This window comes from Methylobacterium sp. AC315 (assembly GCF_979253755.1).
On the sequence record NZ_CEEDEA010000019.1, the window covers coordinates 55919 to 79311 of the forward strand.

The 23393-nt window shown below is 67.6% G+C and carries 24 protein-coding genes, 2 tRNA genes and 3 pseudogenes; 12 read left to right on the plus strand and 17 right to left on the minus strand.

Translation table 11 applies throughout. The features are described from left to right. Nucleotides 1-205: 205 nt before the first annotated feature. From AC0IY0_RS23255 to hemB, 8 genes are all read right to left on the minus strand, one after another. The gene (locus AC0IY0_RS23255) at nucleotides 206-1498 is read right to left on the minus strand and encodes an adenylosuccinate synthase (protein WP_147909767.1); all 1293 of its coding nucleotides are present in this window, start codon (nucleotides 1496-1498) and stop codon (nucleotides 206-208) included. A gap of 143 nt (nucleotides 1499-1641) precedes the next feature. After that, nucleotides 1642-1974, minus strand: coding sequence for a hypothetical protein (locus tag AC0IY0_RS23260; protein ID WP_147909768.1), 333 nt, complete (start codon nucleotides 1972-1974; stop codon nucleotides 1642-1644). Nucleotides 1975-2060: 86 nt separating this feature from the next. Then, nucleotides 2061-2918 (minus strand): D-amino-acid transaminase, encoded by an 858-nt coding sequence (locus AC0IY0_RS23265; protein ID WP_147940812.1) that lies wholly within the window; start codon nucleotides 2916-2918, stop codon nucleotides 2061-2063. Nucleotides 2919-2971: 53 nt separating this feature from the next. Then, entirely contained in the window at nucleotides 2972-4279 is a 1308-nt protein-coding gene (gene purB / locus AC0IY0_RS23270; RefSeq protein ID WP_147909765.1) for an adenylosuccinate lyase, read from the minus strand. A gap of 120 nt (nucleotides 4280-4399) precedes the next feature. Next, nucleotides 4400-5146: an arginyltransferase gene (locus AC0IY0_RS23275; protein WP_147940810.1), complete on the minus strand. Its 747-nt coding sequence runs from the start codon at nucleotides 5144-5146 to the stop codon at nucleotides 4400-4402. 124 nt (nucleotides 5147-5270) lie between these two features. Next, nucleotides 5271-5762 carry an RDD family protein gene (locus tag AC0IY0_RS23280; protein ID WP_147909763.1) on the minus strand — a complete coding sequence of 164 codons (492 nt, stop codon included), beginning with the start codon at nucleotides 5760-5762 and terminating at the stop codon, nucleotides 5271-5273. An 81-nt stretch (nucleotides 5763-5843) separates the two neighbouring features. Continuing rightward, on the minus strand, nucleotides 5844-6173 hold the full coding sequence (locus AC0IY0_RS23285) for a hypothetical protein (protein WP_246691991.1): 330 nt from the start codon (nucleotides 6171-6173) through the stop codon (nucleotides 5844-5846). A 35-nt stretch (nucleotides 6174-6208) separates the two neighbouring features. Further along, nucleotides 6209-7267: a porphobilinogen synthase gene (hemB, locus tag AC0IY0_RS23290; RefSeq protein WP_147909761.1), complete on the minus strand. Its 1059-nt coding sequence runs from the start codon at nucleotides 7265-7267 to the stop codon at nucleotides 6209-6211. A 200-nt stretch (nucleotides 7268-7467) separates the two neighbouring features. Between hemB and AC0IY0_RS23295 the strand changes: the two genes are divergently transcribed. Continuing rightward, complete coding sequence (locus AC0IY0_RS23295) at nucleotides 7468-7926, plus strand: DUF6163 family protein (protein WP_471765691.1); 459 nt, start codon at nucleotides 7468-7470, stop codon at nucleotides 7924-7926. 162 nt (nucleotides 7927-8088) lie between these two features. Continuing rightward, nucleotides 8089-8601 carry a transcriptional regulator LdtR gene (gene ldtR, locus AC0IY0_RS23300; protein ID WP_147853274.1) on the plus strand — a complete coding sequence of 171 codons (513 nt, stop codon included), beginning with the start codon at nucleotides 8089-8091 and terminating at the stop codon, nucleotides 8599-8601. Nucleotides 8602-8611: 10 nt separating this feature from the next. Here the strand turns inward: ldtR and AC0IY0_RS23305 are convergent, their stop codons facing one another. After that, nucleotides 8612-9214, minus strand: a complete 603-nt coding sequence (locus AC0IY0_RS23305; protein ID WP_281407102.1) for an exopolysaccharide biosynthesis protein — start codon at nucleotides 9212-9214, stop codon at nucleotides 8612-8614. Between the two features lie 298 nt (nucleotides 9215-9512). On the opposite strand from AC0IY0_RS23305, the gene bcsS reads away from it, so the two are divergent. Beyond that, nucleotides 9513-10241, plus strand: a complete 729-nt coding sequence (gene bcsS, locus AC0IY0_RS23310; protein WP_471765692.1) for a cellulose biosynthesis protein BcsS — start codon at nucleotides 9513-9515, stop codon at nucleotides 10239-10241. Here the strand turns inward: bcsS and AC0IY0_RS23315 are convergent. After that, a complete protein-coding gene (locus tag AC0IY0_RS23315) occupies nucleotides 10208-11839 on the minus strand; it encodes a cryptochrome/photolyase family protein (protein ID WP_471765693.1) in 1632 nt (543 codons plus the stop codon). The two genes, bcsS and AC0IY0_RS23315, sit on opposite strands and share 34 nt — an antisense overlap. Further along, nucleotides 11805-12538 (minus strand): annotated as a pseudogene (locus tag AC0IY0_RS23320) (SDR family NAD(P)-dependent oxidoreductase). The gene AC0IY0_RS23315 and the pseudogene AC0IY0_RS23320 overlap by 35 nt, the downstream one beginning before the upstream one ends. A 110-nt stretch (nucleotides 12539-12648) precedes the next feature. On the opposite strand from AC0IY0_RS23320, the gene AC0IY0_RS23325 reads away from it, so the two are divergent. The 3 genes from AC0IY0_RS23325 to AC0IY0_RS23335 all read left to right on the plus strand — a co-directional run bounded on the left by AC0IY0_RS23325 (nucleotide 12649) and on the right by AC0IY0_RS23335 (nucleotide 14205). Then, nucleotides 12649-13512, plus strand: a complete 864-nt coding sequence (locus tag AC0IY0_RS23325) for a formyltransferase family protein (RefSeq protein WP_147909755.1) — start codon at nucleotides 12649-12651, stop codon at nucleotides 13510-13512. Nucleotides 13513-13590: 78 nt separating this feature from the next. Beyond that, on the plus strand, nucleotides 13591-13932 hold the full coding sequence (locus AC0IY0_RS23330) for a DUF1236 domain-containing protein (RefSeq protein ID WP_471765694.1): 342 nt from the start codon (nucleotides 13591-13593) through the stop codon (nucleotides 13930-13932). A gap of 87 nt (nucleotides 13933-14019) precedes the next feature. Further along, nucleotides 14020-14205: a hypothetical protein gene (locus AC0IY0_RS23335; protein WP_147853280.1), complete on the plus strand. Its 186-nt coding sequence runs from the start codon at nucleotides 14020-14022 to the stop codon at nucleotides 14203-14205. 9 nt (nucleotides 14206-14214) lie between these two features. On the opposite strand, the gene AC0IY0_RS23340 is transcribed toward AC0IY0_RS23335, so the two are convergent. Further along, a complete protein-coding gene (locus AC0IY0_RS23340) occupies nucleotides 14215-15240 on the minus strand; it encodes a hypothetical protein (RefSeq protein WP_471765696.1) in 1026 nt (341 codons plus the stop codon). A gap of 183 nt (nucleotides 15241-15423) precedes the next feature. On the opposite strand from AC0IY0_RS23340, the gene AC0IY0_RS23345 reads away from it, so the two are divergent. After that, complete coding sequence (locus AC0IY0_RS23345) at nucleotides 15424-15546, plus strand: hypothetical protein (RefSeq protein ID WP_281408650.1); 123 nt, start codon at nucleotides 15424-15426, stop codon at nucleotides 15544-15546. Between the two features lie 196 nt (nucleotides 15547-15742). Beyond that, a complete protein-coding gene (locus AC0IY0_RS23350; RefSeq protein WP_147909753.1) occupies nucleotides 15743-16024 on the plus strand; it encodes a PilZ domain-containing protein in 282 nt (93 codons plus the stop codon). Nucleotides 16025-16211: 187 nt separating this feature from the next. Here the strand turns inward: AC0IY0_RS23350 and AC0IY0_RS23355 are convergent. From AC0IY0_RS23355 to aroA, 3 genes are all read right to left on the minus strand, one after another. Then, nucleotides 16212-16287: transfer RNA gene (locus AC0IY0_RS23355), tRNA-Lys, on the minus strand. A 95-nt stretch (nucleotides 16288-16382) separates the two neighbouring features. After that, the gene (gene cmk, locus AC0IY0_RS23360) at nucleotides 16383-17021 is read right to left on the minus strand and encodes a (d)CMP kinase (RefSeq protein ID WP_147909752.1); all 639 of its coding nucleotides are present in this window, start codon (nucleotides 17019-17021) and stop codon (nucleotides 16383-16385) included. Nucleotides 17022-17025: 4 nt separating this feature from the next. Beyond that, on the minus strand, nucleotides 17026-18375 hold the full coding sequence (aroA, locus tag AC0IY0_RS23365) for a 3-phosphoshikimate 1-carboxyvinyltransferase (protein ID WP_147909751.1): 1350 nt from the start codon (nucleotides 18373-18375) through the stop codon (nucleotides 17026-17028). A gap of 168 nt (nucleotides 18376-18543) precedes the next feature. Here aroA and AC0IY0_RS23370 point away from each other — a divergent pair, with 168 nt between their 5' ends. Continuing rightward, complete coding sequence (locus tag AC0IY0_RS23370) at nucleotides 18544-18852, plus strand: FYDLN acid domain-containing protein (protein ID WP_471765698.1); 309 nt, start codon at nucleotides 18544-18546, stop codon at nucleotides 18850-18852. Between the two features lie 223 nt (nucleotides 18853-19075). Next, nucleotides 19076-19151, plus strand: a tRNA-Ala gene (locus tag AC0IY0_RS23375). 81 nt (nucleotides 19152-19232) lie between these two features. Here the strand turns inward: AC0IY0_RS23375 and AC0IY0_RS23380 are convergent. Then, on the minus strand, nucleotides 19233-19721 hold the full coding sequence (locus AC0IY0_RS23380) for an Lrp/AsnC family transcriptional regulator (RefSeq protein ID WP_147909750.1): 489 nt from the start codon (nucleotides 19719-19721) through the stop codon (nucleotides 19233-19235). 401 nt (nucleotides 19722-20122) lie between these two features. Between AC0IY0_RS23380 and mdeB the strand changes: the two genes are divergently transcribed. Further along, nucleotides 20123-22798 carry an alpha-ketoglutarate dehydrogenase gene (mdeB, locus tag AC0IY0_RS23385; RefSeq protein ID WP_471765699.1) on the plus strand — a complete coding sequence of 892 codons (2676 nt, stop codon included), beginning with the start codon at nucleotides 20123-20125 and terminating at the stop codon, nucleotides 22796-22798. 252 nt (nucleotides 22799-23050) lie between these two features. Beyond that, nucleotides 23051-23218: pseudogene (locus tag AC0IY0_RS23390) on the plus strand (biotin/lipoyl-containing protein); the annotation flags it as partial. A 106-nt stretch (nucleotides 23219-23324) separates the two neighbouring features. Here the strand turns inward: AC0IY0_RS23390 and AC0IY0_RS23395 are convergent. Continuing rightward, a pseudogene (locus AC0IY0_RS23395) lies at nucleotides 23325-23393 on the minus strand (winged helix-turn-helix transcriptional regulator); the annotation flags it as partial.

Sequence of the window (23393 nt, forward strand, 5' to 3'; positions counted from 1 at the left end):
CGACGATCGGGATCGGCCGCCGGCCGGTGATGTCTGCCCGCCGCGCGGATCGGCACCCGCGAGTCGGTTCCTCCGATATCGTACCGGGCGGTCGATCCCTGAGACCGCCGCCCGCCATAGGCTGGTTCTAGATCAAGCGGACGCGGGCTGGATACATGCCGAACAGCAGAAAAGGTGCGTCATCAACGGGATAGGGCTTCAGCCCTCAATCCTCGAAGGGATTCTGCATCAGAATGGTATCGTCACGCTCGGGCGACGTCGACAGCAGCGCCACCGGCGCCCCGATCAGCTCTTCGATCCGGCGGACATACTTGATGGCCTGCGCCGGCAGATCTGCCCAGGATCTCGCGCCCGCAGTCGTCTCCGACCAGCCCGGAATGGTCTCGTAGACCGGCTCGACCCGGGCCTGCGCGGCTTGGCTCGCCGGCAGGTGGTCGATCGTCTGCCCGTCGAGCTTGTAGCTGGTGCAGACGCGGATCTCGTCGAACCCGTCGAGGATATCGAGCTTGGTGAGCGCGATGCCATGGATGCCGGAGGTCCGAACCGTCTGGCGCACCAGGACCGCGTCGAACCAGCCGCAGCGACGCTTGCGGCCGGTGTTGACGCCGAACTCGCGGCCACGGGCGCCGATGGTCTCGCCGATCTCGTCATGCAGCTCGGTGGGAAACGGCCCCTCGCCGACCCGGGTCGTGTAGGCCTTGGCGATGCCGAGCACGTAGCCGATCGCGCCCGGGCCGAGGCCGGACCCCGTCGCCGCCTGAGCGGCCACGATGTTCGAGGAGGTGACGAAGGGGTAGGTGCCGTGATCGACGTCGAGCAGCGCGCCCTGCGCGCCCTCGAACAGGATGCGCTTGCCGGCCCGACGCTGGTCGTCGAGGAGCGACCAGACGGTGTCTGCGAAGGGCAGGATTTTGGGCGCGATCGCGGTGAGTTCGGCGAGCAGCGCTTCGGCGTTCACCTCCTCGATGCCAAGGCCGCGCCGAAGCGCGTTGTGGTGGGTCAGAACCCGCTCGATCTTGGCCGGCAGCGCATCGATATCGGCCAGATCGACCACCCGGATCGCGCGGCGGCCGACCTTGTCCTCGTAAGCGGGCCCGATGCCGCGCTTCGTGGTTCCGATCTTCAGGCCGGCGTTGGCAGTCTCACGGAAATGATCAAGTTCGCGGTGGAGCGGCAGGATCAGCGTGGCGTTGTCGGCGATCCGCAGCGAAGCAGGCGAAACCTCGACGCCCTGCGCCTTGATGCGCTCGATTTCGTCCACGAGGTGCCAGGGATCGACCACGACCCCGTTGCCGATCACCGAGAGCTTACCGCCGCGCACGACCCCGGATGGCAGGAGCGCCAGCTTGTACGTCACCCCGTCGATGACGAGCGTGTGGCCGGCGTTGTGGCCGCCCTGGAACCGGACGACGATGTCGGCTTGCTCGGAGAGCCAGTCGACGATCTTGCCCTTGCCCTCGTCACCCCACTGGGCGCCTACAACGACGACGTTGGCCATGCCTGCCTGCTTACCCGCGACGGAAACCGGGACGGAGCAGCCCACGGGTGCGGGCTGCGTACGTCGTGAGCCGTTTCCGCGATCCGCGCGGCGAAATCAAGCAAGGCTGCCACATGGCAGCCCGCACGCTCCGCGGAACGCGCTTATTTCGCCTCGGTGCCGGAGTTCCGGCCGGGGAGTTCCTGCGGCTTGATCACCGGCATCGAACCGGTCTCGTCCGGCTTCACCACGGTGCCGGTGGTGCCGGACTCCGGCGGCTTGATCACACCGTCGTTCTTCTGGAGCTTGTCGCTGAGCGACTGATCCTTGGGTGGCGCGTCGGCGCTGGGGCGGACGCGATCCGGTGGCGTCTGGGTCGATGGCGGCAGGGCCGGATCGGTATCGCGGCCTTTCAGCGGCGCATCCGGGTTCTGGGCATAGGCAGGAACAGCAAACAGGGCCGCCGCAAAAGCGGCGAGCAGGATTTTCCGCGACAAGGTTGGTCTCCCCTCTTGGAACACGAGTTCCGAGAGCAACAGACTTGTGTCGGATCCGTTCCTGTTTGCTGCGTGGCCCGGGCCACTCAACCCTGACGCGCGGCTTCGATATAGAGTTCGCGCAGGCGCCGGGTCAGCGGACCGGGGCCGCTCTCGCCGATCGACCGGCCGTCGATCTCGACCACCGGCATCACGAAGGCTGAGGCGCTGGTGTAGAACGCCTCCTGGGCGTCGTAGGCCTCGGCGACCGAGAACAACCGCTCCTCGACCTTGAGGTCAGCCTCCCCGGCGAGCTTCAACACGCAGGCCCGGGTGATGCCCGGCAGCAGCGCCGTCGAGAGCGGCCGCGTGACGAGCACGCGCTCGCGGCTCACGATGAACGCTGTGGACGACGAGCCTTCGGTCACGGCGCCATCCTCGACCATCCAGGCCTCGGCGACACCGGCCTCGGCGGCCTGCTGCTTGGCGAGAACCTGCGCCAGCAGGGCGACCGACTTGATGTCCCGCCGCTTCCAACGCAGGTCCTCGACGGTGATGACCCGGGCGCCGGTCTCGGCGAGCGGGTTGGCCAGGACGGTCTTGGCCTGCGTGAACATCATCACGGTCGGCTCTGTCCCGGCCTTCGGGAAGGCGAAGTCGCGCTCGGCGACACCGCGGGTGACCTGCATGTAGACGAGCCCCTCGCGGACGCCGTTGCGCGCGACGAGCTCGGTCTGCAGCTTCTCCCATCCGGCCGCGTCGTGCGGGTTGCGGATGCCGATCTCGCCGAGCGAGCGATCCAGGCGGGCGAGATGCGCGGCGTTGTCGACGAGCTTGCCGTCGATAATCGCCGAGACCTCGTAGATTCCGTCCGCGAACAGGAAGCCACGGTCCATGATCGGTACGCGCGCCTCCTCGAAAGGAAGGAATACGCCGTTGAGGTAGACGATGCGGGGAGCGGTCACGGATTGCCTTCCTGTGTTCGTCACGGGCCCAAGCAGGATTCGTGCAGCGGTTTTCAGGCTGCGCCGAAGACGCGCGCGAAGATCGTGTCGACGTGCTTGAAGTGATAGCCGAGGTCGAAGCATTCCTCGATCTGCTCGGGCGTCAGCGCCGCCGTCACCTCGGCATCCGCCTTCAGCAGAGCCAGGAAGTCGCCCTCCCCGCGCCAGACTGGCATCGCGTTGCGCTGGACCAGCCGGTATGAATCTTCGCGGGACACGCCGGCCTGGGTGAGCGCCAGCAGCACCCGCTGCGAATGGACCAGGCCGCCAAGGCGGTCGAGGTTCTTCTGCATGTTGGCCGGGTAGATCAGCAGCTTCTCGATCACCCCGGTCATGCGGGCCAGCGCGAAATCGAGGGTCACCGTAGCATCCGGGCCGATCATCCGCTCTACGGAGGAATGCGAGATGTCGCGCTCGTGCCAGAGCGCCACGTTCTCCATGGCTGGGACGACGTAGCCCCGGACCATCCGGGCGAGGCCGGTGATATTCTCGGTGAGCACCGGGTTGCGCTTGTGCGGCATCGCCGAAGATCCCTTTTGACCTTCGGAGAAGAACTCCTCCGCCTCGAGCACCTCGGTGCGCTGCAGGTGGCGGATCTCGATGGCCAAGCGCTCGAGTGACGAGGCGACGACGCCCAGCGTCGCGAAGAACATCGCGTGGCGGTCGCGCGGGATGACCTGGGTCGAGACCGGCTCGGCGGTCAGGCCCATCTTCTCGGCGACGTATTGCTCAACCCGCGGATCGATGTTGGCGAAGGTGCCGACCGCGCCCGAGATCGCACAGGTGGCGACCTCCTCGCGGGCTGCGACCAGGCGATGGCGGTTGCGCTCGAACTCGGCATAGGCCTGTGCGAGCTTGAGGCCGAAGGTCACCGGCTCGGCATGGATGCCGTGTGAGCGGCCGATGGTAGGGGTGAGCTTGTGCTCCAGCGCCCGGCTTTTCAGGGCCGCCAGCAGCGCGTCGACATCGGCGATCAGGATGTCGGCGGCGCGCACGAGCTGGACGTTGAGACAGGTGTCGAGCACGTCCGACGAGGTCATGCCCTGGTGGACGAAGCGCGCCTCCGGGCCGACGATTTCGGCGAGGTGGGTGAGGAACGCGATGACGTCGTGCTTCGTCACCGCCTCGATCTCGTCGATGCGGGCCACGTCGAACGCCGCATCCTTGCCCTTGGCCCAGATCGTCTCCGCCGCCGCCTTCGGCACGACACCGATCTCGGCCAGCGCCGTGGTGGCATGGGCCTCGATCTCGAACCAGATCTTGAAGCGACTCTCGGGCGACCAGATCGCCGTCATCGTCGGGCGGCTGTAACGGGGGATCATGGGGGCCTCGGCACGGTCCGGAGTTCGTGCGTGGCCGGTAGCATGCGGCGGCCCGGCCGCTCAATGCGGTTCACGCAGGCCAGCGCCACGCGAGAGCATGCCGTTTGATGTCGATCCCGGTCAGGGCACGCGGACCCAGCCCTGTCCCATCAGGCGCTCCTGCGGGCGAAACCGGGATTTGTAATCCATCTTGCGCGAGCCCTCGACCCAATAGCCGAGGTAGAGATACGGCAGCCCGAGGCGACGGGCGCGCTGGATGTGGTCGAGGATCATGTAGGTGCCCGGCGAGCGCCCGGCCTCCTCCGGATCGTAGAACGAGTAGACCATCGACAGGCCGTCCGCGAGGACGTCAGTGAGGCAGTAGGCGAGCGGCGGGCCGAACCCGCGGCCGGTAATCGCCGTGTCCGGACCACGCCGCCGGTACGAAACCAGATGCGTGTCGACGTGGCTGTCCTCGATCATCATGGCGTAGTCGAGCACCGTCATGTCGACCATGCCGCCATCGCCGTGGCGGGCGTCGAGGTAACGGCGGAACAGAGCGTACTGCTCCGAGGCTGGGCGATTCGGTTCCGGCGCGCCGATCCAGTCGTCGTTGCGCGCCAGGATCCGCTTCTGGCTAGCGGTCGGCTGGAAGTCATCCACCACCACCCGCACCGAGATGCAGCCGCGGCAGGTCTCGCAGGCCGGGCGATACGCGATGGTCTGCGAGCGGCGGAAGCCACCCTGGGTCAGGATCTCGTTGAGGTCCCGGGCACGGCGCCCGACCAGATGCGTGAACACCTTTCGCTCCTCCTGGCCCGGAAGGTACGGGCACGGCGAAGGCGCGGTCAGGTAGAATTGCGGAGTGTCGCGCGGGTGACTCGTCACGCTTGGTCTTGGCCCTGCACCGGGTGGTCCTTGCGGCGCCGGCGTACCAATGTACAGGCGACGCGGCCGGGCTCAATGCCCCCGGCCGCTCGCCGCATGAGAATTTCGTCGCGCCTACGGGATCTCAGCGGTCGTGGACGACGGCCAGGCCGAGCAGCAGGTCGTGGCCCAGGCGTCGATCGGCGCGCATCAGGCCGAATGCGACATCGAGGCACCACAGAAGGAAGGTCGAGACCGCAACGTAGAACAGCAGCGCGTGGACAGCCGCGCTGATGAAGTCCACGGGGCCGCCGCGCTCGGGGGCGACAACCCGGAGGCCCATCAGGCGCTGCCCGATGGTGCTCTGCTTGGCTCCTCCCACCGTGATGGCGCTGTAGATCACGCCGCTCGCCGGAAGCACCGCAAACAAGGTCCAGCCGAGCCCGAAGGTCACCACGCCGACGACCGTGATCAACAGCGTCAACAGGGCGGTGAAGCCGAAGATGAACAGGATATCGAGGAGGTACGCGACGGTGCGGGCCCCGAGGCTGGCACGCACGAACGGGATGGGCAGCGAAGCCGCGTAGCCGGGGGCCTCGTAGCGCTGCTCGGCATAACCGGGTTGGGGATTCTGCATGGTGTCGCGTCCTGCAAGCGAGGCGGCCTATCGAAACGTGGGTGCGGAAAGCGACCGCCGCAAGAGTGGATGCGCGTGCGTTCAGCGCTGCGCCGGATCATCGGCCTCCGCGTCCGGCGTGTCGAGGTAGAACCGCTTCAGCAGGTAGAGCGAAGAACCGGACAGGCTGCTCCCCTCGGTGGCCAGCGCGATGAGCGTCGCGCCAGCATCGAAGCGGCAGGTCAGCCAGTGCTGACGGTTGCCCTCGGCATAATCGACACGGACGGTATCCGCGGCTGGCCCCGGCGCGGCGCGCAGCAACCGGATGCCGGGTTGCGGCGCCACAGCCGGGAGAGCACGCCGGCAGGTCGCGACGCGTTCCTGGCGGAGCGTGTCCTGGCAGGCCGCGAGCCCCCCTAGGAAACCCGCCACCACCGCCGCTCCGAGGAGCCAGCGGCGCCCATGCCTCACCGGATGGTGCGCAGGCGCTCTGCGACCCGGGGCGCGTGGTAGGTCAACACCCCGTCGGCACCGGCGCGCTTGAAAGCGAGGAGAGCCTCCACCATCGCGCGGTCACCATCGAGCCAGCCGTTGCGGGCCGCCGCCTCGATCATCGCGTACTCGCCGGACACCTGATACGCGAAGGTCGGAACCTGGAACTCGTCCCGTACCCGCCGGATGATGTCGAGATAGGGCAGCCCCGGCTTCACCATCACCGAGTCGGCTCCCTCTGCGAGATCGAGCCTGACCTCGTGAAGAGCCTCCGCAGAGTTGCCCGGGTCCATCTGATAGGTGCGCTTGTCGCCCACCAGCGCTGCCTGGGTGCCGATCGCATCGCGGAATGGCCCGTAGAATGCGCTCGCATACTTGGCCGCGTAGGCCATGATCTGCACGTCGAGGAAGCCGGCCTTGTCGAGCCCGGCCCGGATCGCGCCGACGCGCCCGTCCATCATGTCAGAAGGGGCGATGATGTCGGTGCCGGCCTCGGCCTGGATCAGGCTCTGCTCCACCAGGATCGCCACCGTTTCGTCGTTCAGGATCGCGCCGTCCTTCATCAGCCCGTCGTGGCCGTGGCTGGTATAGGGATCGAGCGCCACGTCGGTCATCACGCCGATTTCGGGCACCGCCCGCTTCACGGCCCGCACCGCGCGGCAGACCAAATTGTTGGCGTTGAGCGCCTCGGAGCCGGTCGGATCGCGCAGCGCGACCTCGGTGTAGGGGAAGAACGACACCGCCGGGATGCCGAGCCGCGCCGCACGTTCCGCGTCGCGTACGATCTCGTCCACGGAGAGCCGCTCGACCCCTGGCATCGAGGCGATCGGCTCTCGCCGGCCCTCGCCCTCGATCACGAACATCGGCCAGATCAGGTCGTCGACCGTGAGCGTATGCTCACGCACCAACCGCCGCGACCACTCCGCCTTTCGGTTGCGGCGCGGGCGCTGCGTGATCTTCAGCACGTCCGGACGCGCGCTCTCGCGAGCGGCCTCCAGGGCGATCGGGCGCGGCTCTGGCAAGGTATCTGACATGCGGCTTCGGTATCGTGCGCGCGGTGAAGCGTGGGTCGCGCGGCGCATCGGCGCTGGGGCTGTCGGACTAGCACACCCTCCGAGCACGGTGAAATCAGACCGTTGACGCAGGGCGCCGGAACCGATTCAACCCACCGCATCCCCCATCAATCGCGGCCCCCGACGATGCATTGGCTTTTCTCACCCACGGACACGCCTTAGTGCCCGCCTCCTTCCCGATCCGGCGCAAGGGTGTTCGGCCGGGCGATACGCCCACCGACCGGATCGAGCGCGCGCCAGGGCCGGCTCCCGGGACATGGGACACGGTCCTCGTCTGGTTCATGCGGATCACCGCGTTGTTCTGGCTGGCCAAGAGCATCGCGTCCTGGGCGACGATCCTCGACGTCATGCCAGAGTCGCGCCCCTTCGAAATCGAGCCGTTCGGCCGGCAGGCCGCGATCGTCTACTTCGCCGTGGTGGACGCGTCGGCCGCCATCGGCCTGTGGCTGACGAGCACGTGGGGCGGCGTGATCTGGTTGCTGGCCGTGACATCCGCGATGACGCTGGCGGTGTTGACCCCGCAACTTGTGCCGATGCCGGTGCCGTTGCTCGTATTCGGCCTCACCGTCGTGCTGATGTACTTCATGCTGTCCTGGCTGGCCGCCCAGGAAGCACGGTGAACGAAGCGTTCTGATCTTCGCTTCAGTTTGTCTTTACCCCGAAGAGTAAATCGGGAATTCATCCTGTCGCTTAAATCGCCTTTCATTCCCGGTACGTAGCTTAGCCATCATCAGCGGCACCGCATCGAACGGGCGCCGCGGCATCAGACGGTGAGGCAGACGATGAAGACCCAGAGCGCCCGTGTCGCGAAGAGCGAGGCCCCCGAGGAGACCCCGTCCGCCAAGGGCTCCTACTTGGAGGCGCTTCACTTGGTCGAGCGGCTGCACCGCCGGCTGCTGGACGTGATCAAGGACGAGTTCGAGCGCCGCGGCCGGGAAGACGTCAACAGCGTCCAGGCGCTGCTCCTGTACAACATCGGCGACAAGGAGTTGACCGCGAGCGAATTGCGGACGAAGGGCTACTATCTCGGCTCCAACGTCTCCTACAACGTCAAGAAGCTCGTCGAGGCCGGCTACCTGCACCACGCCCGCTCGAAGACCGACCGTCGTTCGGTCCGGATCAGCCTGACCGAGAAGGGCCAGCAGGTCCACGAGATCATCCAGGGGCTCTACGACAAGCATGCCCGCACGATCGCGCCGATCGGAGGCATTTCGGACGACGACTTCGGCCGGCTGAATACGGCTCTGGGCCGCCTGGAGCGTTTCTGGACCGACCAGATCCGTTACCGGCTCTGATCCGTGCGGCTTAAAGATTCAGGAGGCTGACGATCCCGGCGATGACCGCGTAGGCGAAGCCCGCATTGATGGCGACGCCGAAGAGGCCGATCACCAATCCGCCCATGACGACAAGGCCGTCGCGCTCGACGAGGCCGAGGCCCACGAGGCAGACGGCGAGCCCCAGAGGGATCTGCCCGACGATCGGTGCGGCCACGATCAGCGCCAGCGCCAGCGCCAACAGGGCGATCCCCATCCCGCGCATGCCCAGCGCGGTCTCGAACACGCTGACGCGGGGACGCGACCAGCGCTCCAGACGCCGTAGGATCGGCACCGCCCGGGTGACGGCGCGCCTTACATCGGTGAGCGCGATCGATCGGCCGAGCAGGATCCGGGGCAGCCACGGCGCCGACATGCCGGCCGCGATCTGAACCGCCACAAGCAGCAGCAGGAGCCCGCAGATCAGCGGGATCGGCGGCGGCATCGGCAAGCAGTTCGGCAAGCCGAGCAGCACCACGAGCAGCGCGAAGGCGCGATCCCGCAGGACCGCGACGATGTCGCCCACGGTAAGGCGCTCCCCCTCCTGGCTCGCCAGCACAGTGAGGACGTCCGACGTTCGTGAACCGGCAGTCAAGGATCCGCCAACCTTCGCTGTCCTGGCGCGGGCTCTAGCCGAGATCACCCGGCAGGCCAAGCGCGGGGCTGCCGCACGAATTTATCGTGGGCGCCCGGCCGGAGATCCCTACCTGAGGTCAGCCCGATTCACCCTGAAGCATATCTTAAGTCAATCAAAGCATATTTTCGAATCGGCGCAGATCTCGGACAGCACGTTGGCGCAGCTTCAGGTAATTTTCCAGTGAACCTACGATGAGTAGAGCGGCTTTCTACGTCGTTTGCCTGTAGGTATAAGGCTCGCCACACAGGACGGATCCGTGTGCAGGAGCAAAGCCTTCGTAATAAGCCGGAGCAGACGGCTCGGACCCGCCCTTGCGGCTTTTCTTTTCTTTGCGCAGGCTTCTCCGGCATGCGGCGGAGAGATCGATGCACTTCTGTTCGGCAGCCTCGACGCCGGCGCTGCGACGTTCCTGACCATCGGGGCGAAGCTCGGGCTCGGCCCCCTCGATCAGGACGGCTTCGTCATACTCGCGAGCGTCGGAAGCGGCCTGCAACGCGAACGCGGCGATTTCGGCCTTCCGCGCACGCGCTACGCGTTCAACGCGGCCGCGGTGCTCGGTTACCAATGGTTCTTCGATTGGGGAACGGCCGCAATCTTCGCGGGGCCTGAAGGCTCGATGGAGATGCTGGCCGACGGGCGCGCCGTGGCGGTCTCGCCAGCCGCGTATGGCTTGCGCCTACACGCCGAAATCTGGGCACGCCCGACGGACAATACGCTCCTGCAGGCGACCGCTGTCGCCGGCTCGACGCGCGACAGTTTATGGACACGGCTGGCCTGGGGCTATCGGATAGGCGGTGCTTATCTCGGCCCTGAAATCAGCGTCTACGGAGACGAGACGGGCTATCGGAAATGGAATCTCGGCTTGCACGCATCCGATTTCGCCATCGCCCGCTACAGCTTCCGTGTGTCGGCCGGTCTCCAAACCGAGACGGCCCGGCGAAGCGCCTCACCCTACGTGGCGTTGGCGGTCTGGTCGCCCTGGTGAGCGCGCTCGGATTCGAGGGCGCCGAGGAAACGGCCCGCATCCGCACGGATCTCGGCCCGGCGCTGGTCGCTCATGGCCCGGAGGGTCCGATACGGCATCGTCATGCGCGGGTTCCCGGACAGCGTATCCGCGTTCTCGATCAGGAAATTCCAGTACAGGTAGTTGAATGGGCAGGCGTCCGGCCCCGCCTTGACCTTCACGTCGTAGGCGCAACGCGTGCAGTAGTCCGACATCCGGTCGATATAGGCGCCTGAGGCGGCGTAAGGCTTCGAGCCCATCACGCCCCCATCGGCCCACAGCACCATGCCGTGCACGTTGGGCAGCTCGACCCATTCGTAGGCATCGGCGAACACGATCAGGTACCATTCCTCGACCTGTGCCGGATCCAGGCCTGCGATCAGGGCAAAGTTTCCGGTCACCATCAGGCGTTGGATGTGATGGGCGTATGCGTGGCGCCGGGTATCGGCGACCACATTGGCGATGCAATTCAGCTTCGTCTCACCCGACCAATAAAACCACGGGAGGTTCCTTCCAGCATCCAGTGCATTGGTCTCCCGATACTCGGGCATCCGCGCCCAGTAGACGCCGCGGACATATTCCCGCCACCCGAGGATCTGCCGGATGAACCCCTCGACGCAGTTGAGCGGCGCAGTGCCGTCCCGATAGGCGCGCTCGGCGGCCCAGCAGACTTCCTCCGGGGTCAACAGTCCAGCGTTGAGCGGCGGCGAGAGCAGCGCGTGGTAGAGGTACGGCGCACCGGCCTTCATGGCATCCTGGTAATCGCCGAAGGTGGGCAAGCATTGTTCGATGAAGTGCTTGAGGGCGGCCAGCGCGTCGGCCCGCGTTACCGGCCAGGAAAAGGCCGCGAGATCGCCGAAATGGCCGGCGAACTCACGCTCCACCAGCGCGATGGCATCCCGGGTGGTCGCATCGGGCTGGAACCCGATCCGGTCCGGCAGCTGGTGCCCATTCGGTAGGCGCTTACGGTTATCAGGATCAAAGTTCCAGCGACCACCGACTGGCTCGCCACCATCCATGAGGAGTCCGGTCCGACGCCGCATGCCGCGGTAGAAGGTCTCCATCCGCAGATGATGACGCCCCTCGGCCCAGCGGTCGAAATCCGCCCGCGGGCACAGGAAGCGGTTGTCGGATCGGATCTCCACCGGGACGGGCAGCGTCTCGCGCCAGTCCTGCATCATCTCCCAGACCCGCCACTCACCGGGTTCGGTGACGACGATGGTATCGGGTGCATGATGAGCGACAGCCCGCTCCAGCTCGCCCGTGAAGCTGCCGGTGTTGCCGGGATCGGTCAGGCGGACGTAATCGACCGCGATACCCTCGGCCTCCAGTTCGGCCGCGAAATGGCGCATGGCCGCGAACAGGAAGGCGATCTTCTGCTTATGGTGGCGGACATAGGTCGCCTCGTCCCGCACCTCGACGAGCAGGACGACGTCGAGCTCGGGATCAAGGTCGAGCAGGCTCGACACGCGCCGGTTCAGCTGATCGCCGAGGACGAACCTTAAGACCCCTCCGGTCCGCCGAGCGAGCTTCGCCGGCACCCCGTCAGCCCTTCGTGCGCAGGTTGGCGCGCCCACCATCGACCCCGATTACCTGCCCGGTGATCCAGCCGGCCTCGTCCGAGACCAGGAAGGTCGCGAGCGCCGCAATATCCTCCGGCCGCCCCAGACGCTGGAGTGCGTGCATGGCGGCGATTCCCTGGGCCAAAGTCTCGTTCCGGTGATGGCGGCGGCCAACGGCGTCCGGGCCAGTGAAGGCGCAACCACGTTGACCCGGATCTGCGGTGCCAGTTCGGCCGCAAGCGACAGGCCGAGCGCCTCGACGGCACCCTTGGCCATCGCCACCGAGGCGTGCGCCGGGACGCCCTGTGCCACGGCCACCGTCGAGAACAGCACGACACCAGAGCCCGAATCGCCGGCGCCGGACTTGAGTGCGGCTGCGGCGGATTGCACGGCCGATAAGGCGCCGAGCGCATTGAAGCGGAAGTCGGCCTCCACATCGGCCCGGGTCAGCCGTCCGAGTGGCCGCAGGTTGATGGTGCCGACCGCGTAGACCAGACCCGCGAGGCAAGGCCCGGCCGCCTCGATGGCAGCTGCGAAGAAGTCCGGATCGCCGACGTCCCCCGCCGTAGAGGTCGTATCGCCGAGTTCTTCGTCCGCTTGCGCCAGCCGGTCGCCGTCCCGGGCCGCGAGATGCAGGGCGTAGCCGCGCGCCCGCAGAACCCGGGCGGTCGCCAGGCCGATTCCCCCCGTGCCTCCGTAGATCAGAACCTGTCGCACGCACGGGCCTCTTGCTACCAAACCTGGCCCGGACAAAGTAAGGCCGGTGCTGTTGCTGGGCAGGCGGCCGGCCCACCCTCTCCACGTGCACAAGGTCGCAGGCTGCAAGCATGAAGTTCGCGTTCGCCGGCATCGATTTCCTCGGCGGCGTGTTCGAGGGCCTCGTCGAGGCCGGCTGGAAGCCGGTCAAGCTGTTCACTCGGCCCTGCGACGGCGTCTACGACCACAACGACGTGCTGGTCGCCCGCGCTCGTTCGATGCGCCTGCCGATCCAACTGTCGCGTATCCGCGAGCGCGACATCGAGGCCCTTCAGGCAGAGCATGGCAAGGATTGGGCCTTGGTTGTCGCCGGCTATCCCTGGCTTGTGAAGGGCTGGCGCGGACGGGTTGCCTACGGATTGAACATCCACCCCTCACCGCTACCGACCGGACGCGGCCCCTACCCGCTGTTTCGCGCGGTGCTGGACCGGTACGAGACCTGGGGTGTCACGGCTCACGTGCTCGCCGACGGGTTCGACACCGGCGATATCCTGGCCCAGGAGATCTTCGGCCTCGAATCGGCCGAGTCCCACGAGACCGTGCTCGCGAAGTGCCAGATGGCGGCCCGGCGTCTCGCGTCAGGACCGATCGGCAAGGACCTTGCCGCACGCTGGCGACGTGCCGAGCCTCAGGGCGACGGGTCGTACTGGCCCCGGGCCACCGACGGCGACCGGACCCTCGACTTCCGCCAGGATGTCGAGTCGATCCTGCGCCGGGTCCGGGCATTCGGTACCGTCGAAACCATCGCCCGGCTGGGCGACGCACGGGTCTACGTCGCTGCGGCGCAGGGCTGGCGCGAGCGCCACCCGCACACGCCCGGCACCGTCGTGCACCGCCATCGCCGGCACGTCGTGATCGCCGCGCTGGACGGTTACGTGCAGATCACCCGCTGGTCGCCGGTGCCGTTGGCCGAGGCCGCGCAGGTCGGGCGCTGACGCCGCGCGTTGTAGCGTGCGGGAACGCATTCGTGATGGGCGGTGTTTCCGCGGGTCCTGGACGTCACGGAGCCTCGCATGTCGACACGCGCAAGCCTCGCCGCAGCCCTCGGGCTTGCCGCGCTGTTAACCGGATCCGCTTTCGCGCAGGGCGTGATCGTGGATCAGGACGATTTCGGTCCCGACGATGAGGTTGTCGTGCGCGACTACATCGTGCGCCGTCCGGTCGGCCCGGGCCCGATCGTCGGATCGATCCCGCTTCGGCCGGGTACCATCGTGCCGGCTGATGTCGAACTTGCGCCGTTCACCGATACACAGAACCCGCGCCTGCGCCGCTACGGCTACTTCGTGGCCCCCGGCGACAAAGTCGTGGTTGTGGATCCGGCGACCCGCGCGGTGGTACGCATCTTCGACCGCTGAGCCCGAACCGGCGCTGGTTCGCCTTCCGGTCGCCGATCCGCTAACACCCTGGTGCGAACGATCAAGAAAAGCGCCAGGGGGGAATACATGAAGGCCAAGCCATACGTGGTTTCGGGCGAAGCGCTGCTCGTCTCGGTGCTGCTCCTCCTGTCGGGGGCGATGCTGTTCGAGTGGATGGTGATCTCGCCGGACAGTCCGGTCTCTGCGCTCCTGCGCGTGATCGGCGCCGCGGCTGCCGCCTTTGTGGCGATCCTGCCCTTCCGCCGAGCCTGAGCACCACACTCACCAGTCGCTGAGCGCAGCGCGCTTCCAGCGGTCGGGGGCGACGCAGCGATACTCGAAGGCTTCGTCCCAGGCATGATCGCCCGGCGAGCAGGTCTCACGGCTGCTCCGCGGCGGGTTCGATGGCGTCTCCCGGACGGAGGCGGCCTGAACCCGTCCCCCATCGCTCACCCGGAACACGGGACCGTTCCCGGTCCCGTAGACCAGATCCCGGCCATCGAAGCCGAAGGTGCGCACGAAGGCACCATCACGGTTGCCGTCGAGCGCGATCGACTGGCCCGCGCCCAGCAGGATCGGCACACCGGTGAAACGGCCGGCCGCGGTGTCGATCCCGATCCCGTAGGTGCCCTCCCCCTGGAACGAGAAACCGCGGTCGGTCACCGAGCCGGGGAGGTTGCCCAGCAGGACGCCGTAGCCGGTGTGGGCGCCCGGAACGCCGCCCGTGGAGATCTGAAGGCCGACCCGTTGGCGATTGCGATCCGTCGTCGGCGATTGCGCGGACACGTCGATCTCGGCTCCGATGCAGGAGGCGACCGGGTCGGCCTCCTGAGTCATGTCCACGCAGTTGAAGTTTCCGGCCCAGGACGGCCCCACCGGACCGATGCCGTTGGGCTCCTTGAAGATCGTGCCGTTGACGGCAACGTTCTGCGCTCCGGTGCTGGCCAAGCTCCGGTTGTGCAGTTCGCCCGTGATCGTCCATTCGTAGCCAGCATTCTGCGGGCCCGACGAGCCCAGCGCCCACAGCGCCTTGTAGGTGTGGCCCGGCTCTCCCGACCCCTCCGGGATGTGCCGGTCGACCCGCAGCGTCGAAGCAGGATCGAAACCCCCTGGACGGTTCCACAGGAATGCGTGGCCGCCGTCGAGGCCCGGCAGGCCGCTGCCCTGGACATCGTGGGAGAGCACCGTGGTCCAGGATGGGGGCGCTGCAGGGGTGGGCGCGACGCCGGGCGCCTCGGCGCGGATGGTGGCCGGCAAGGCGGCCGAGACGAGACATGACAAGACTGCGAGGCGGGGGCGGATGCGCATGGATCGTCTCCGGAGCCCCGTGGGTGCTGGGGGCGTCGAGGTTGTGCGCCGAGCCTGCCGGCTCGGCATCGGAAAAGCCATGATTCCGGCAACTGGCTCGAACGCGGTGGTCGGACCGTGCGTTTGGGTCCCACAGAGCGTCGTGATCTGATGCGCAACACATCGAGATGAGGAGAGCGACCTGTGTCGAAGTCGCTGCGATTCCTGCGGAACTGGTTCCTGCTGTCGATCCCGGTCGGGTTGTTCGTCGGCCGCTTCATCAAGGCGGGCAAAGGACCGCCAATGCCCAAGGATGAGCGTCGGTAGCAGCCGCAGCGCATCGCCGGATGCACGCCGCTCGTGACAGAGGGCGGCGTGCGCCGATCCGCGCACAACGTCGGAGGTTCAATCCGGAACTTTAATTTCGTGAAGATACAACCATAGTCAATCGATCATTAGTGTTTTCGGCGCATTTTTACTGACATCGCGGCATATCGGCCGAGATTTCCAGGGTCATTCGCCCATGCCCCGCACCGCCAGGCCCCCGAGCGGCTTCGTCGAGCGACGCACCAGCGACCGCAAGGCAACGGCGCTCCTGGCCTTCGCACAGCACCCCGACGGATCGCGCTTTCCCTGCCGGATCCAGAACCTTTCCGACGGCGGCGCTATGCTGGAATTCCTCGGCTCCCAGGCTGTCACGTTGGAGACGGCGTTCGACCTCGTGCTGGCGAATACCGAAATACGCTACGCCGTGAAACTAATCTGGCGGAAAGAGCGGACGGCCGGGGTTCTGTTCTGCGTGTGAGGACCGATTGGCCCGAAACTGCGAATCGCAATCTTCACGGCACACAAGATAAGCACACACAAGGACAACGTAGAATTTTTCTGATTTTCTAACTATTTACTTCTCGTCTGCCGGCTTTGGTCATCCGTACGCGATCGGATCAAGCCGGAGCCCGATCTCATTCGGGTCTTCATCATCGTGAATTGCATGGTGAGCGCGCTGGGACTCGAACCCAGGACCTACAGATTAAAAGTCCGTTGCTCTACCAGCTGAGCTACGCGCTCGCGTCCGGGGACCGCCCTGCGGCGGCCGCGCGGGGACGGCGCGTTCGCAATAGGTGAGCGGGGCCGGGGGGTCAACACGTGGTTGTGGGTGGTGCCTATTCGCCGTCCCCGCGAGCGCGCTCGACAATGCTCCGGGCCTCGGCGAAGGCTGCGTCCGGGTCGAGGGTGGTGGTGTCCAAGCGGACCGCGTCGTCGGCCATGCGCAGCGGCGCTGCGGCCCGGGAGGCGTCGCGGGCGTCGCGGGCCTCGATGTCGGACAGGATCGCCGAGAAGGTCGCGGCTTCGCCGCGTCCGCTGAGTTCGAGGTGGCGACGGCGGGCGCGCTCCTGGGACGAGGCGGTGATGAACAGCTTCACGCTGGCCATCGGGCAAACCACCGTGCCGATGTCGCGACCGTCCAGCACGGCGCCCTGAGGATCGGCCGCGAAGCGGCGTTGCCAAGCCAGCAGGGCGGCGCGCACCTCTGGGACTGCCGAGATCCGCGAGGCCGCCTCGCCCATGGCGCGGTCGCGAAGGCGCGGATCATCCAACCTGTCGGCGTCGAGGGCCTGGGCCGCCCGGGACGCGGCCTCCGAATCGTCCAGGGACAGGCCGGAATCGATCATGGACAGCGCAACGGCACGGTAGAGGAGCCCGGTGTCGAGATGCGGCAGCCGGTAATGGTCGGCCAGTCGCTTAGCCAGCGTTCCCTTGCCGGAGGCGGCCGGTCCATCGATCGCGATGACGAGCGGCATGATGTCAGGCCCCGATCTGGCCGCCGAGGGCCTGCATGGACGGCAGGAAGCTCGGGAAGCTGGTGGCGATCATTGCCCCGTCATCCACCGTGACCGGAGCCTTCGCTGCGAGCCCCATCACCAGGAACGCCATGGCGATCCGGTGATCGAGATGCGTCGCAACCGTGCCGCCTCCGGGCGCTGCCGTGCCGTCGCCTTCGACGACAAGGTCGTCCCCCTCCACGCTATGCCGGACGCCGGTAGCGGCAAGGCCCGCCGCGACGGCAGCGAGCCGGTCGGATTCCTTCACCCGCAATTCGTGCAAGCCATTCATCCGGGTCCGGCCTTCGGCGAAGCTCGCGGCCACCGCCAGCACCGGGTACTCGTCGATCATCGCGGGCGCCCGCTCGGCCGGGACATCGACCCCAGAGAGGCGGCTCGCGCGCACACGCAGGTCCGCGACGGTCTCGCCGCCCTCCTCCCGCTCGGCCACGCGCTCGATCTGCGCGCCCATCTCCAGCAGGGTGGTGATCAGCCCGGTCCGCAGCGGATTCATCATCACGCCCTCGATCGTCACGTCGGATCCGGGCACGATCAGCGCCGCCACGAGGGGGAACGCCGCCGAGGACGGATCAGCCGGGACCACGACGTCGGTCCCGCGCAGGGTGGGCTGCCCGGTGAGCGACACCTTGCGGCCATGGCCGCCCGGGCCGTGCGGCTCGACGCGGACCTCGGCGCCGAACAGGCGCAGCATCCGCTCGGTGTGGTCGCGGGTGGCGGCCGCCTCGATCACCGTGGTGATGCCGGGGGCGTTGAGGCCGGCAAGCAGCACTGCGGACTTGATCTGCGCGGAGGCTGCCGGGGTCTCGTAGGTGATCGGAATCGCCTCGTTGAGGCCGCGCAGGGTCAGCGGCACGCGCCCGCCCTCGGCCTCGGACAGGACCTGCGCGCCCATGCGGGTCAGGGGATCGAGGATGCGGCGCATCGGGCGCGAGCGGAGCGACGCGTCGCCGTCGAAGGTCGCGGTGACCGGCTGGCCGCCGACCACACCCATCATCAGCCGCGAGCCGGTGCCGGCATTGCCGAAGTCGAGCACGTCGGCCGGGTCGGTGAGGCCGCCGATGCCGACGCCGCGCACGAGCCAGCGCCCCTCGCCGAGTCGATCGATCCCGGCGCCCAGCGCCTTCGCGGCGGCGGCGGTGCGCAGCACGTCGTCACCTTCGAGCAAGCCCTCGACCCGGGTTTCGCCCTGGCTCAGCAGCCCGAGGATCATGGCCCGGTGGGAGATCGACTTGTCGCCCGGGGGACGCAGGCGCCCCTTGAGCGGACTGCCCGGTGCGGCGGAGAGGGGCTGTGGAGGCGAGTCGTGCGACACGGGATGTCCGTTCGGGAATCTCAGGTGGGACGGGATCCGGCGCGTCGTGCGGGTGCGCCGCGGCGCTGCAATCGGACCGTGAGCTGGCGGCGCGGTTAACACGCGCACCGGCCCGCGTCATCCGTCGCGCTCCCCCGACGTCCCGCCGGAAACGGGGTCTGCAGCGCGATGGACAGGTGCGGGAGCCGCGACTACCGGGAGCGACTTCTAAAGGCAGCGGAGGCGACGAGGTATCAGTGCGTGGCCCGCCACGAACTTGGCATGACGCGCCAATGCCCGCGTGGCGGCGCGACGTTCGACGACGGCGCCCGCAGGCCTGTCGCCTGCCCGAGATGCGGTGCGGTATACCTCGCGGCGAGCAGGCGTGTCGCGGCGCCACCCCTGAGGCGCGGCCAGCCGACGCCGAGGACGGGGATTCGGCCGGGGGTGACACCGTCGTGGGGGAGGAGGCTTCCGGCGACGACGCTTGCGGTCTGATCGGCAGCGATCTCGAGACTGACGAAGAAACTCGACCCGTTCCGGCGCCCAGACTTCGAAGAGTTCACGAAGCGTCCGTGGAGAGTCCAAGACGGTCGGCGTTTCGACGAAGAATCCCGAAAAAGGGGGTTGAGTCCGCGGAAAGAGCCGCCTATAGAACCGGCCTCGCCGGACGCCAGCCGGTCGGCGAGACCCTGCGGGACCCAAACCGCGGCGGACAAGTGGGGCCTTAGCTCAGCTGGGAGAGCGCTTCCATGGCATGGAAGAGGTCATCGGTTCGATCCCGTTAGGCTCCACCATTTTCCTTTCAGCGTGACGCCGCCGGTTCAGGCCGGCTCCGCTGGCCGATCTGACAATACTTTATTCCGCGAACGGCCGGCTCACCGCGTCAGGTGCCCGAGCGGCAGCGCCGTGGTGTACTTCACCTGACCCAGCGCGAAGCTGGAGCGGATGTTGGCGACGCCCGGAATGCGCGTGAGGTGGTCGAGCACCAGGCGCTGGTACTGGCCGAGATCCTCCACCACCACCCGCAGCATGTAGTCGGCCTCGCCGCTCATCAGGTAGCATTCCATCACCTCGGGGCGGCTGCGGACCGCCTCGTCGAAGGCCTGGAGGGCCGCCTGGGTCTGCTTCTCCAGCGAGACGTGGACGAAGACGTTCACCGCGAGCCCGAGGCTCATCGGATCGACCACCGCGACGCAGCCCCGGATGATTCCGGCCTCCTTCAGGTCGTTGACCCGGCGCCAGCACGGCGAGGTCGAGAGCCCGACCTGCTCGGCGAGGTCGGCGATGCTGATCTCGCTGTCCTGCTGCAGGCGTTCGAGGATGCGCAGGCTGGCGGGGTCGAGATGGGCCGGTCGGGAGGCCATTGTTTCGCTCTCCGGTTTGCCACGGGCATAGCATGCCGCTGAGCACGTGACGGCAGGAAAGTTTTTTGGCGGCACCGCTGCGCGCCGGGCAAGCGCCTTCGATTCTCTGTTCGTCCGACCGCCCTGGGTCTTGCACCCAAACCCAAACGCCGCCCCGTCATGCCGGAGCCGCCGAGGGTGCAGGATCTCGCTCTGCCAGTGTTCCTGTTTGCCTGCGGCGCCGCGAAATGACCGGGTCGCTCATCTTGAAGCCACTTCAGCGGCTCACAATCGGTACGATTGACCGTCGTAACGCAAATATCGAGCAAAACATTCCAATCATCGGCCCTCGATGACAAAAATTCGGCACATCCCGCCGCCGGGAAGCTCGTATGCTCCGATCAAAATCGGGAGCCGCACCCATGAACGCCATACCGCCGAGGACGACGATCGCGCGGTCCGCCGAGGTCGATCACGATCCGGCTGAGACCCAGGATTGGCTGGCCGCCCTCGAATCGCTGTTTCGCACTGAGGGCGCGGCCCGGGCGCGGTTCATCCTCGACCGGCTGGAGCGGCGCTCGAAGGAGATCGGCATCCTCGACGAGGCCCTGCCCTACTCGCCCTACCGCAACACCATCGCCTTGGAGAAGCAGCCGCGCTACCCGGGCGACCTCGACATCGAGGAACGGCTCACCTCGATCATGCGCTGGAACGCGCTGGCCATGGTGGTGCGGGCCAACATGGCCTACGGCGAGCTCGGCGGGCACGTGGCGAGCTACGCCTCGGCGGCGGAGCTGTTCGAGGTCGGGTTCAACCACTTCTTCAAGGGCGGTCCGGACGGCGACCTCGTCTATTTCCAGCCGCACTCGGCGCCGGGCGTCTACGCCCGCGCCTTCCTGGAAGGCCGGCTCTCCGAGGAGCAGCTGAAGCACTACCGCCAGGAGATCGCCGGCGACGGCCTGTGCTCCTATCCGCATCCCTGGTTGATGCCGGATTTCTGGCAGGTCCCGACGGGCTCGATGGGCATCGGCCCGATCCACGCCGTCTACCAAGCGCGGTTCATGCGCTATCTCGGCCACCGGGGGCTGGCCGACACCTCCGCCCGGCACGTCTGGGGTGTGTTCGGCGACGGCGAGATGGACGAGCCGGAATCGATCGGCGGCCTCGCGCTCGCCGCCCGGGAGAAGCTCGACAACCTCACCTTCGTGATCAACTGCAACCTGCAGCGGCTGGACGGCCCGGTGCGCGGCAACGGCCAGATCATCCAGGAGCTCGAGAGCCTGTTCCGCGGGGCGGGCTGGAACGTCATCAAGGTGCTGTGGGGCTCCGAGTGGGACGGGATCTTCGCCCGCGATACCAACCACGCCCTTCTGCGCCGCTTCGCCGACACCGTGGACGGCAAGTACCAGACGCTCGGTGCCAAGGACGGCGCCTACAACCTCGCCCACTTCTTCGGGGAGGACGAGGAGGTCCGCGAACTCGTCGCGCACATGTCGGATGCCGACGTCGACCGGCTGAAGCGTGGCGGCCACGATTTCCGCAAGCTCTACGCGGCCTTCGCCGCCGCCAAGGCCACCAAGGGCCGCCCGACCGTGATCCTGGCCAAGACCAAGAAGGGCTACGGCATGGGCGGCGCGGGCGAGTCTCGCATGACCGCACACCAAGCCAAGAAGCTCGACGTGGATGCGCTCCGCGCCTTCCGCGACCGCTTCGCCCTGCCGCTCACCGACGCGCAGGTGGAGAGCCTGTCCTTCTACAAGCCGGCCGAGGACGGCGCCGAGATGCGGTACCTGCGCGAACGCCGCGAAATGCTGGGCGGCGTGCTGCCGGCCCGCCGCCGCACGGCGCCGACCGTTACCGTACCGCCGCTCTCGACCTATGCTGGGTTCGCCCTCGAGGCGGCCGGCAAGGAGATGTCGACCACCACCGCGGTGGTCCGCCTGTTCGGCAACCTGCTGAAGCACAAGGATCTCGGGCCGCGCATCGTCCCGATCGTCGCCGACGAGGCGCGCACCTTCGGCATGGCCAACCTGTTCCGGCAGGTGGGGATCTACGCCCCCGAGGGGCAGCTCTACGAGCCGGAGGATGCCGGCTCGATGCTGTATTACCGCGAGGCGCGGGACGGTCAGTTGCTGGAGGAAGGCATCACCGAGGCCGGGGCGATCTCGTCCTGGACCGCGGCGGCTACGGCCTACAGCGTCCACGGCCTGTCGATGCTGCCGTTCTACATCTACTACTCGATGTTCGGGTTCCAGCGCGTCGGCGACCTGATCTGGGCGGCGGCCGACCAGCGGGCGCGCGGCTTCCTGATCGGCGCCACGGCCGGCCGCACGACGCTTGGCGGCGAGGGCCTGCAGCACCAGGACGGGTCGAGCCACCTCGCCGCCGCCGGTATCCCGAACTGCCGGGCCTACGATCCGGCCTTCGCGTACGAGATGGCGGTGATCGTCGATCGCGGCGCCCGGGCGATGATGGAAGAGGGTGAGGACGCCTTCTATTACCTCACCGCCATGAACGAGAACTACGCCCAGCCGTCGATGCCGGCGGGCGCGGAAGAGGGCATCCTGAAGGGGATGTACCGCCTGGCGGGCCCGGACACCGGCCCTGCGGCGGTGCGGCTCCTCGGCTCGGGCGCGATCCTGCCCGAGGTGATCGCAGCCGCAGCCCTGCTGGCGCAGGATTGGGGGATCGCGGCCGAGCTGTTCAGCGTCACCAGCTTCAGCGAGCTCGCACGCGACGCGAGAGAGGCCGAGCGCCGGGCGATGCTCCACCCGGAGGCCGAAGCGCCCAAGAGCCACGTGGCTGCCCTGCTGCCGGGCGCGACGCCGATCGTGGCGGCGACCGACTACGTCCGGGCCTACCCGCAACTGATCGCCTCCTATCTCGGCGCCCGGTTCGTGACGCTCGGCACCGACGGATTCGGCCGCAGCGACACCCGCAACGCGCTCCGCCGCTTCTTCGAGGTGGACCGGCAGCACGTGGTGGTGGCCGCCCTGCACGCGCTGGCCGAGGCCGGCACGGTGCCGCGCGCCACGGTCGCCGAGGCGATCCGGCGCTACGGGATCGACGCGGAAACGCCGGCGCCCTGGACGATCTGACGGCCAGTGCGACCTGACGAACTCCCACCCGCGACCTCATCCTGAGGTGCGTCCGCGTAGCGGATGCCTCGAAGGAGCCCTCCAGCCGGCCGCGCGATCCCTGGAGATCTCCTTCGAGGCTGCTGCGCAGCACCTCAGGATGAGGTCGCAGGTGGGAAGCCACCGGACGTCGCAGACGCTTCGCGAGGCCCCCCGGGCCCCGCCCGCACCAAACGACAATCCGCTCCAGACAAGCCACGGAAACCCGCCCGCATGAGCGCCGCGCTGCAGATCGCCCTCCCGGATATCGGCGATTACCGGGACGTGCCTGTGATCGAACTCCTGGTGAAGCCGGGCGACCGCCTCGCCGTGGACGACCTGATCCTCAGCATCGAATCCGACAAGGCGACCATGGAAGTCCCCTCCCCGGTGGCCGGCACCGTGCGGGAATTGCTGGTCGGGATCGGATCGAAGGTCTCGGAGGGGACGCCGATTCTTATGGTCGAGCCTGCGGAGGGCGGTGAGGCGGCCGACGCGCCTCTCCCTCCCACGCGCAGAGCGCCTCGAAGGGTTGGCGCAGGGAATGGCCAAGCGGGGTGATCGCATACTCGACGCC

What these genes read in the sequence shown, in the direction of transcription:
- AC0IY0_RS23255 (WP_147909767.1), bottom strand. Translation starts at nt 1,498, where the DNA reads ATGGCCAACGTCGTCGTTGTAGGCGCCCAGTGGGGTGACGAGGGCAAG.
- purB (WP_147909765.1), bottom strand. Translation starts at nt 4,279, where the DNA reads ATGATCCCCCGTTACAGCCGCCCGACGATGACGGCGATCTGGTCGCCC.
- AC0IY0_RS23280 (WP_147909763.1), bottom strand. Translation starts at nt 5,762, where the DNA reads ATGCAGAATCCCCAACCCGGTTATGCCGAGCAGCGCTACGAGGCCCCC.
- hemB (WP_147909761.1), bottom strand. Translation starts at nt 7,267, where the DNA reads ATGTCAGATACCTTGCCAGAGCCGCGCCCGATCGCCCTGGAGGCCGCT.
- ldtR (WP_147853274.1), top strand. Translation starts at nt 8,089, where the DNA reads ATGAAGACCCAGAGCGCCCGTGTCGCGAAGAGCGAGGCCCCCGAGGAG.
- AC0IY0_RS23315 (WP_471765693.1), bottom strand. Translation starts at nt 11,839, where the DNA reads ATGGTGGGCGCGCCAACCTGCGCACGAAGGGCTGACGGGGTGCCGGCG.
- AC0IY0_RS23325 (WP_147909755.1), top strand. Translation starts at nt 12,649, where the DNA reads ATGAAGTTCGCGTTCGCCGGCATCGATTTCCTCGGCGGCGTGTTCGAG.
- AC0IY0_RS23330 (WP_471765694.1), top strand. Translation starts at nt 13,591, where the DNA reads ATGTCGACACGCGCAAGCCTCGCCGCAGCCCTCGGGCTTGCCGCGCTG.
- AC0IY0_RS23335 (WP_147853280.1), top strand. Translation starts at nt 14,020, where the DNA reads ATGAAGGCCAAGCCATACGTGGTTTCGGGCGAAGCGCTGCTCGTCTCG.
- AC0IY0_RS23340 (WP_471765696.1), bottom strand. Translation starts at nt 15,240, where the DNA reads ATGCGCATCCGCCCCCGCCTCGCAGTCTTGTCATGTCTCGTCTCGGCC.
- AC0IY0_RS23350 (WP_147909753.1), top strand. Translation starts at nt 15,743, where the DNA reads ATGCCCCGCACCGCCAGGCCCCCGAGCGGCTTCGTCGAGCGACGCACC.
- cmk (WP_147909752.1), bottom strand. Translation starts at nt 17,021, where the DNA reads ATGCCGCTCGTCATCGCGATCGATGGACCGGCCGCCTCCGGCAAGGGA.
- AC0IY0_RS23370 (WP_471765698.1), top strand. Translation starts at nt 18,544, where the DNA reads ATGGACAGGTGCGGGAGCCGCGACTACCGGGAGCGACTTCTAAAGGCA.
- AC0IY0_RS23380 (WP_147909750.1), bottom strand. Translation starts at nt 19,721, where the DNA reads ATGGCCTCCCGACCGGCCCATCTCGACCCCGCCAGCCTGCGCATCCTC.
- mdeB (WP_471765699.1), top strand. Translation starts at nt 20,123, where the DNA reads ATGAACGCCATACCGCCGAGGACGACGATCGCGCGGTCCGCCGAGGTC.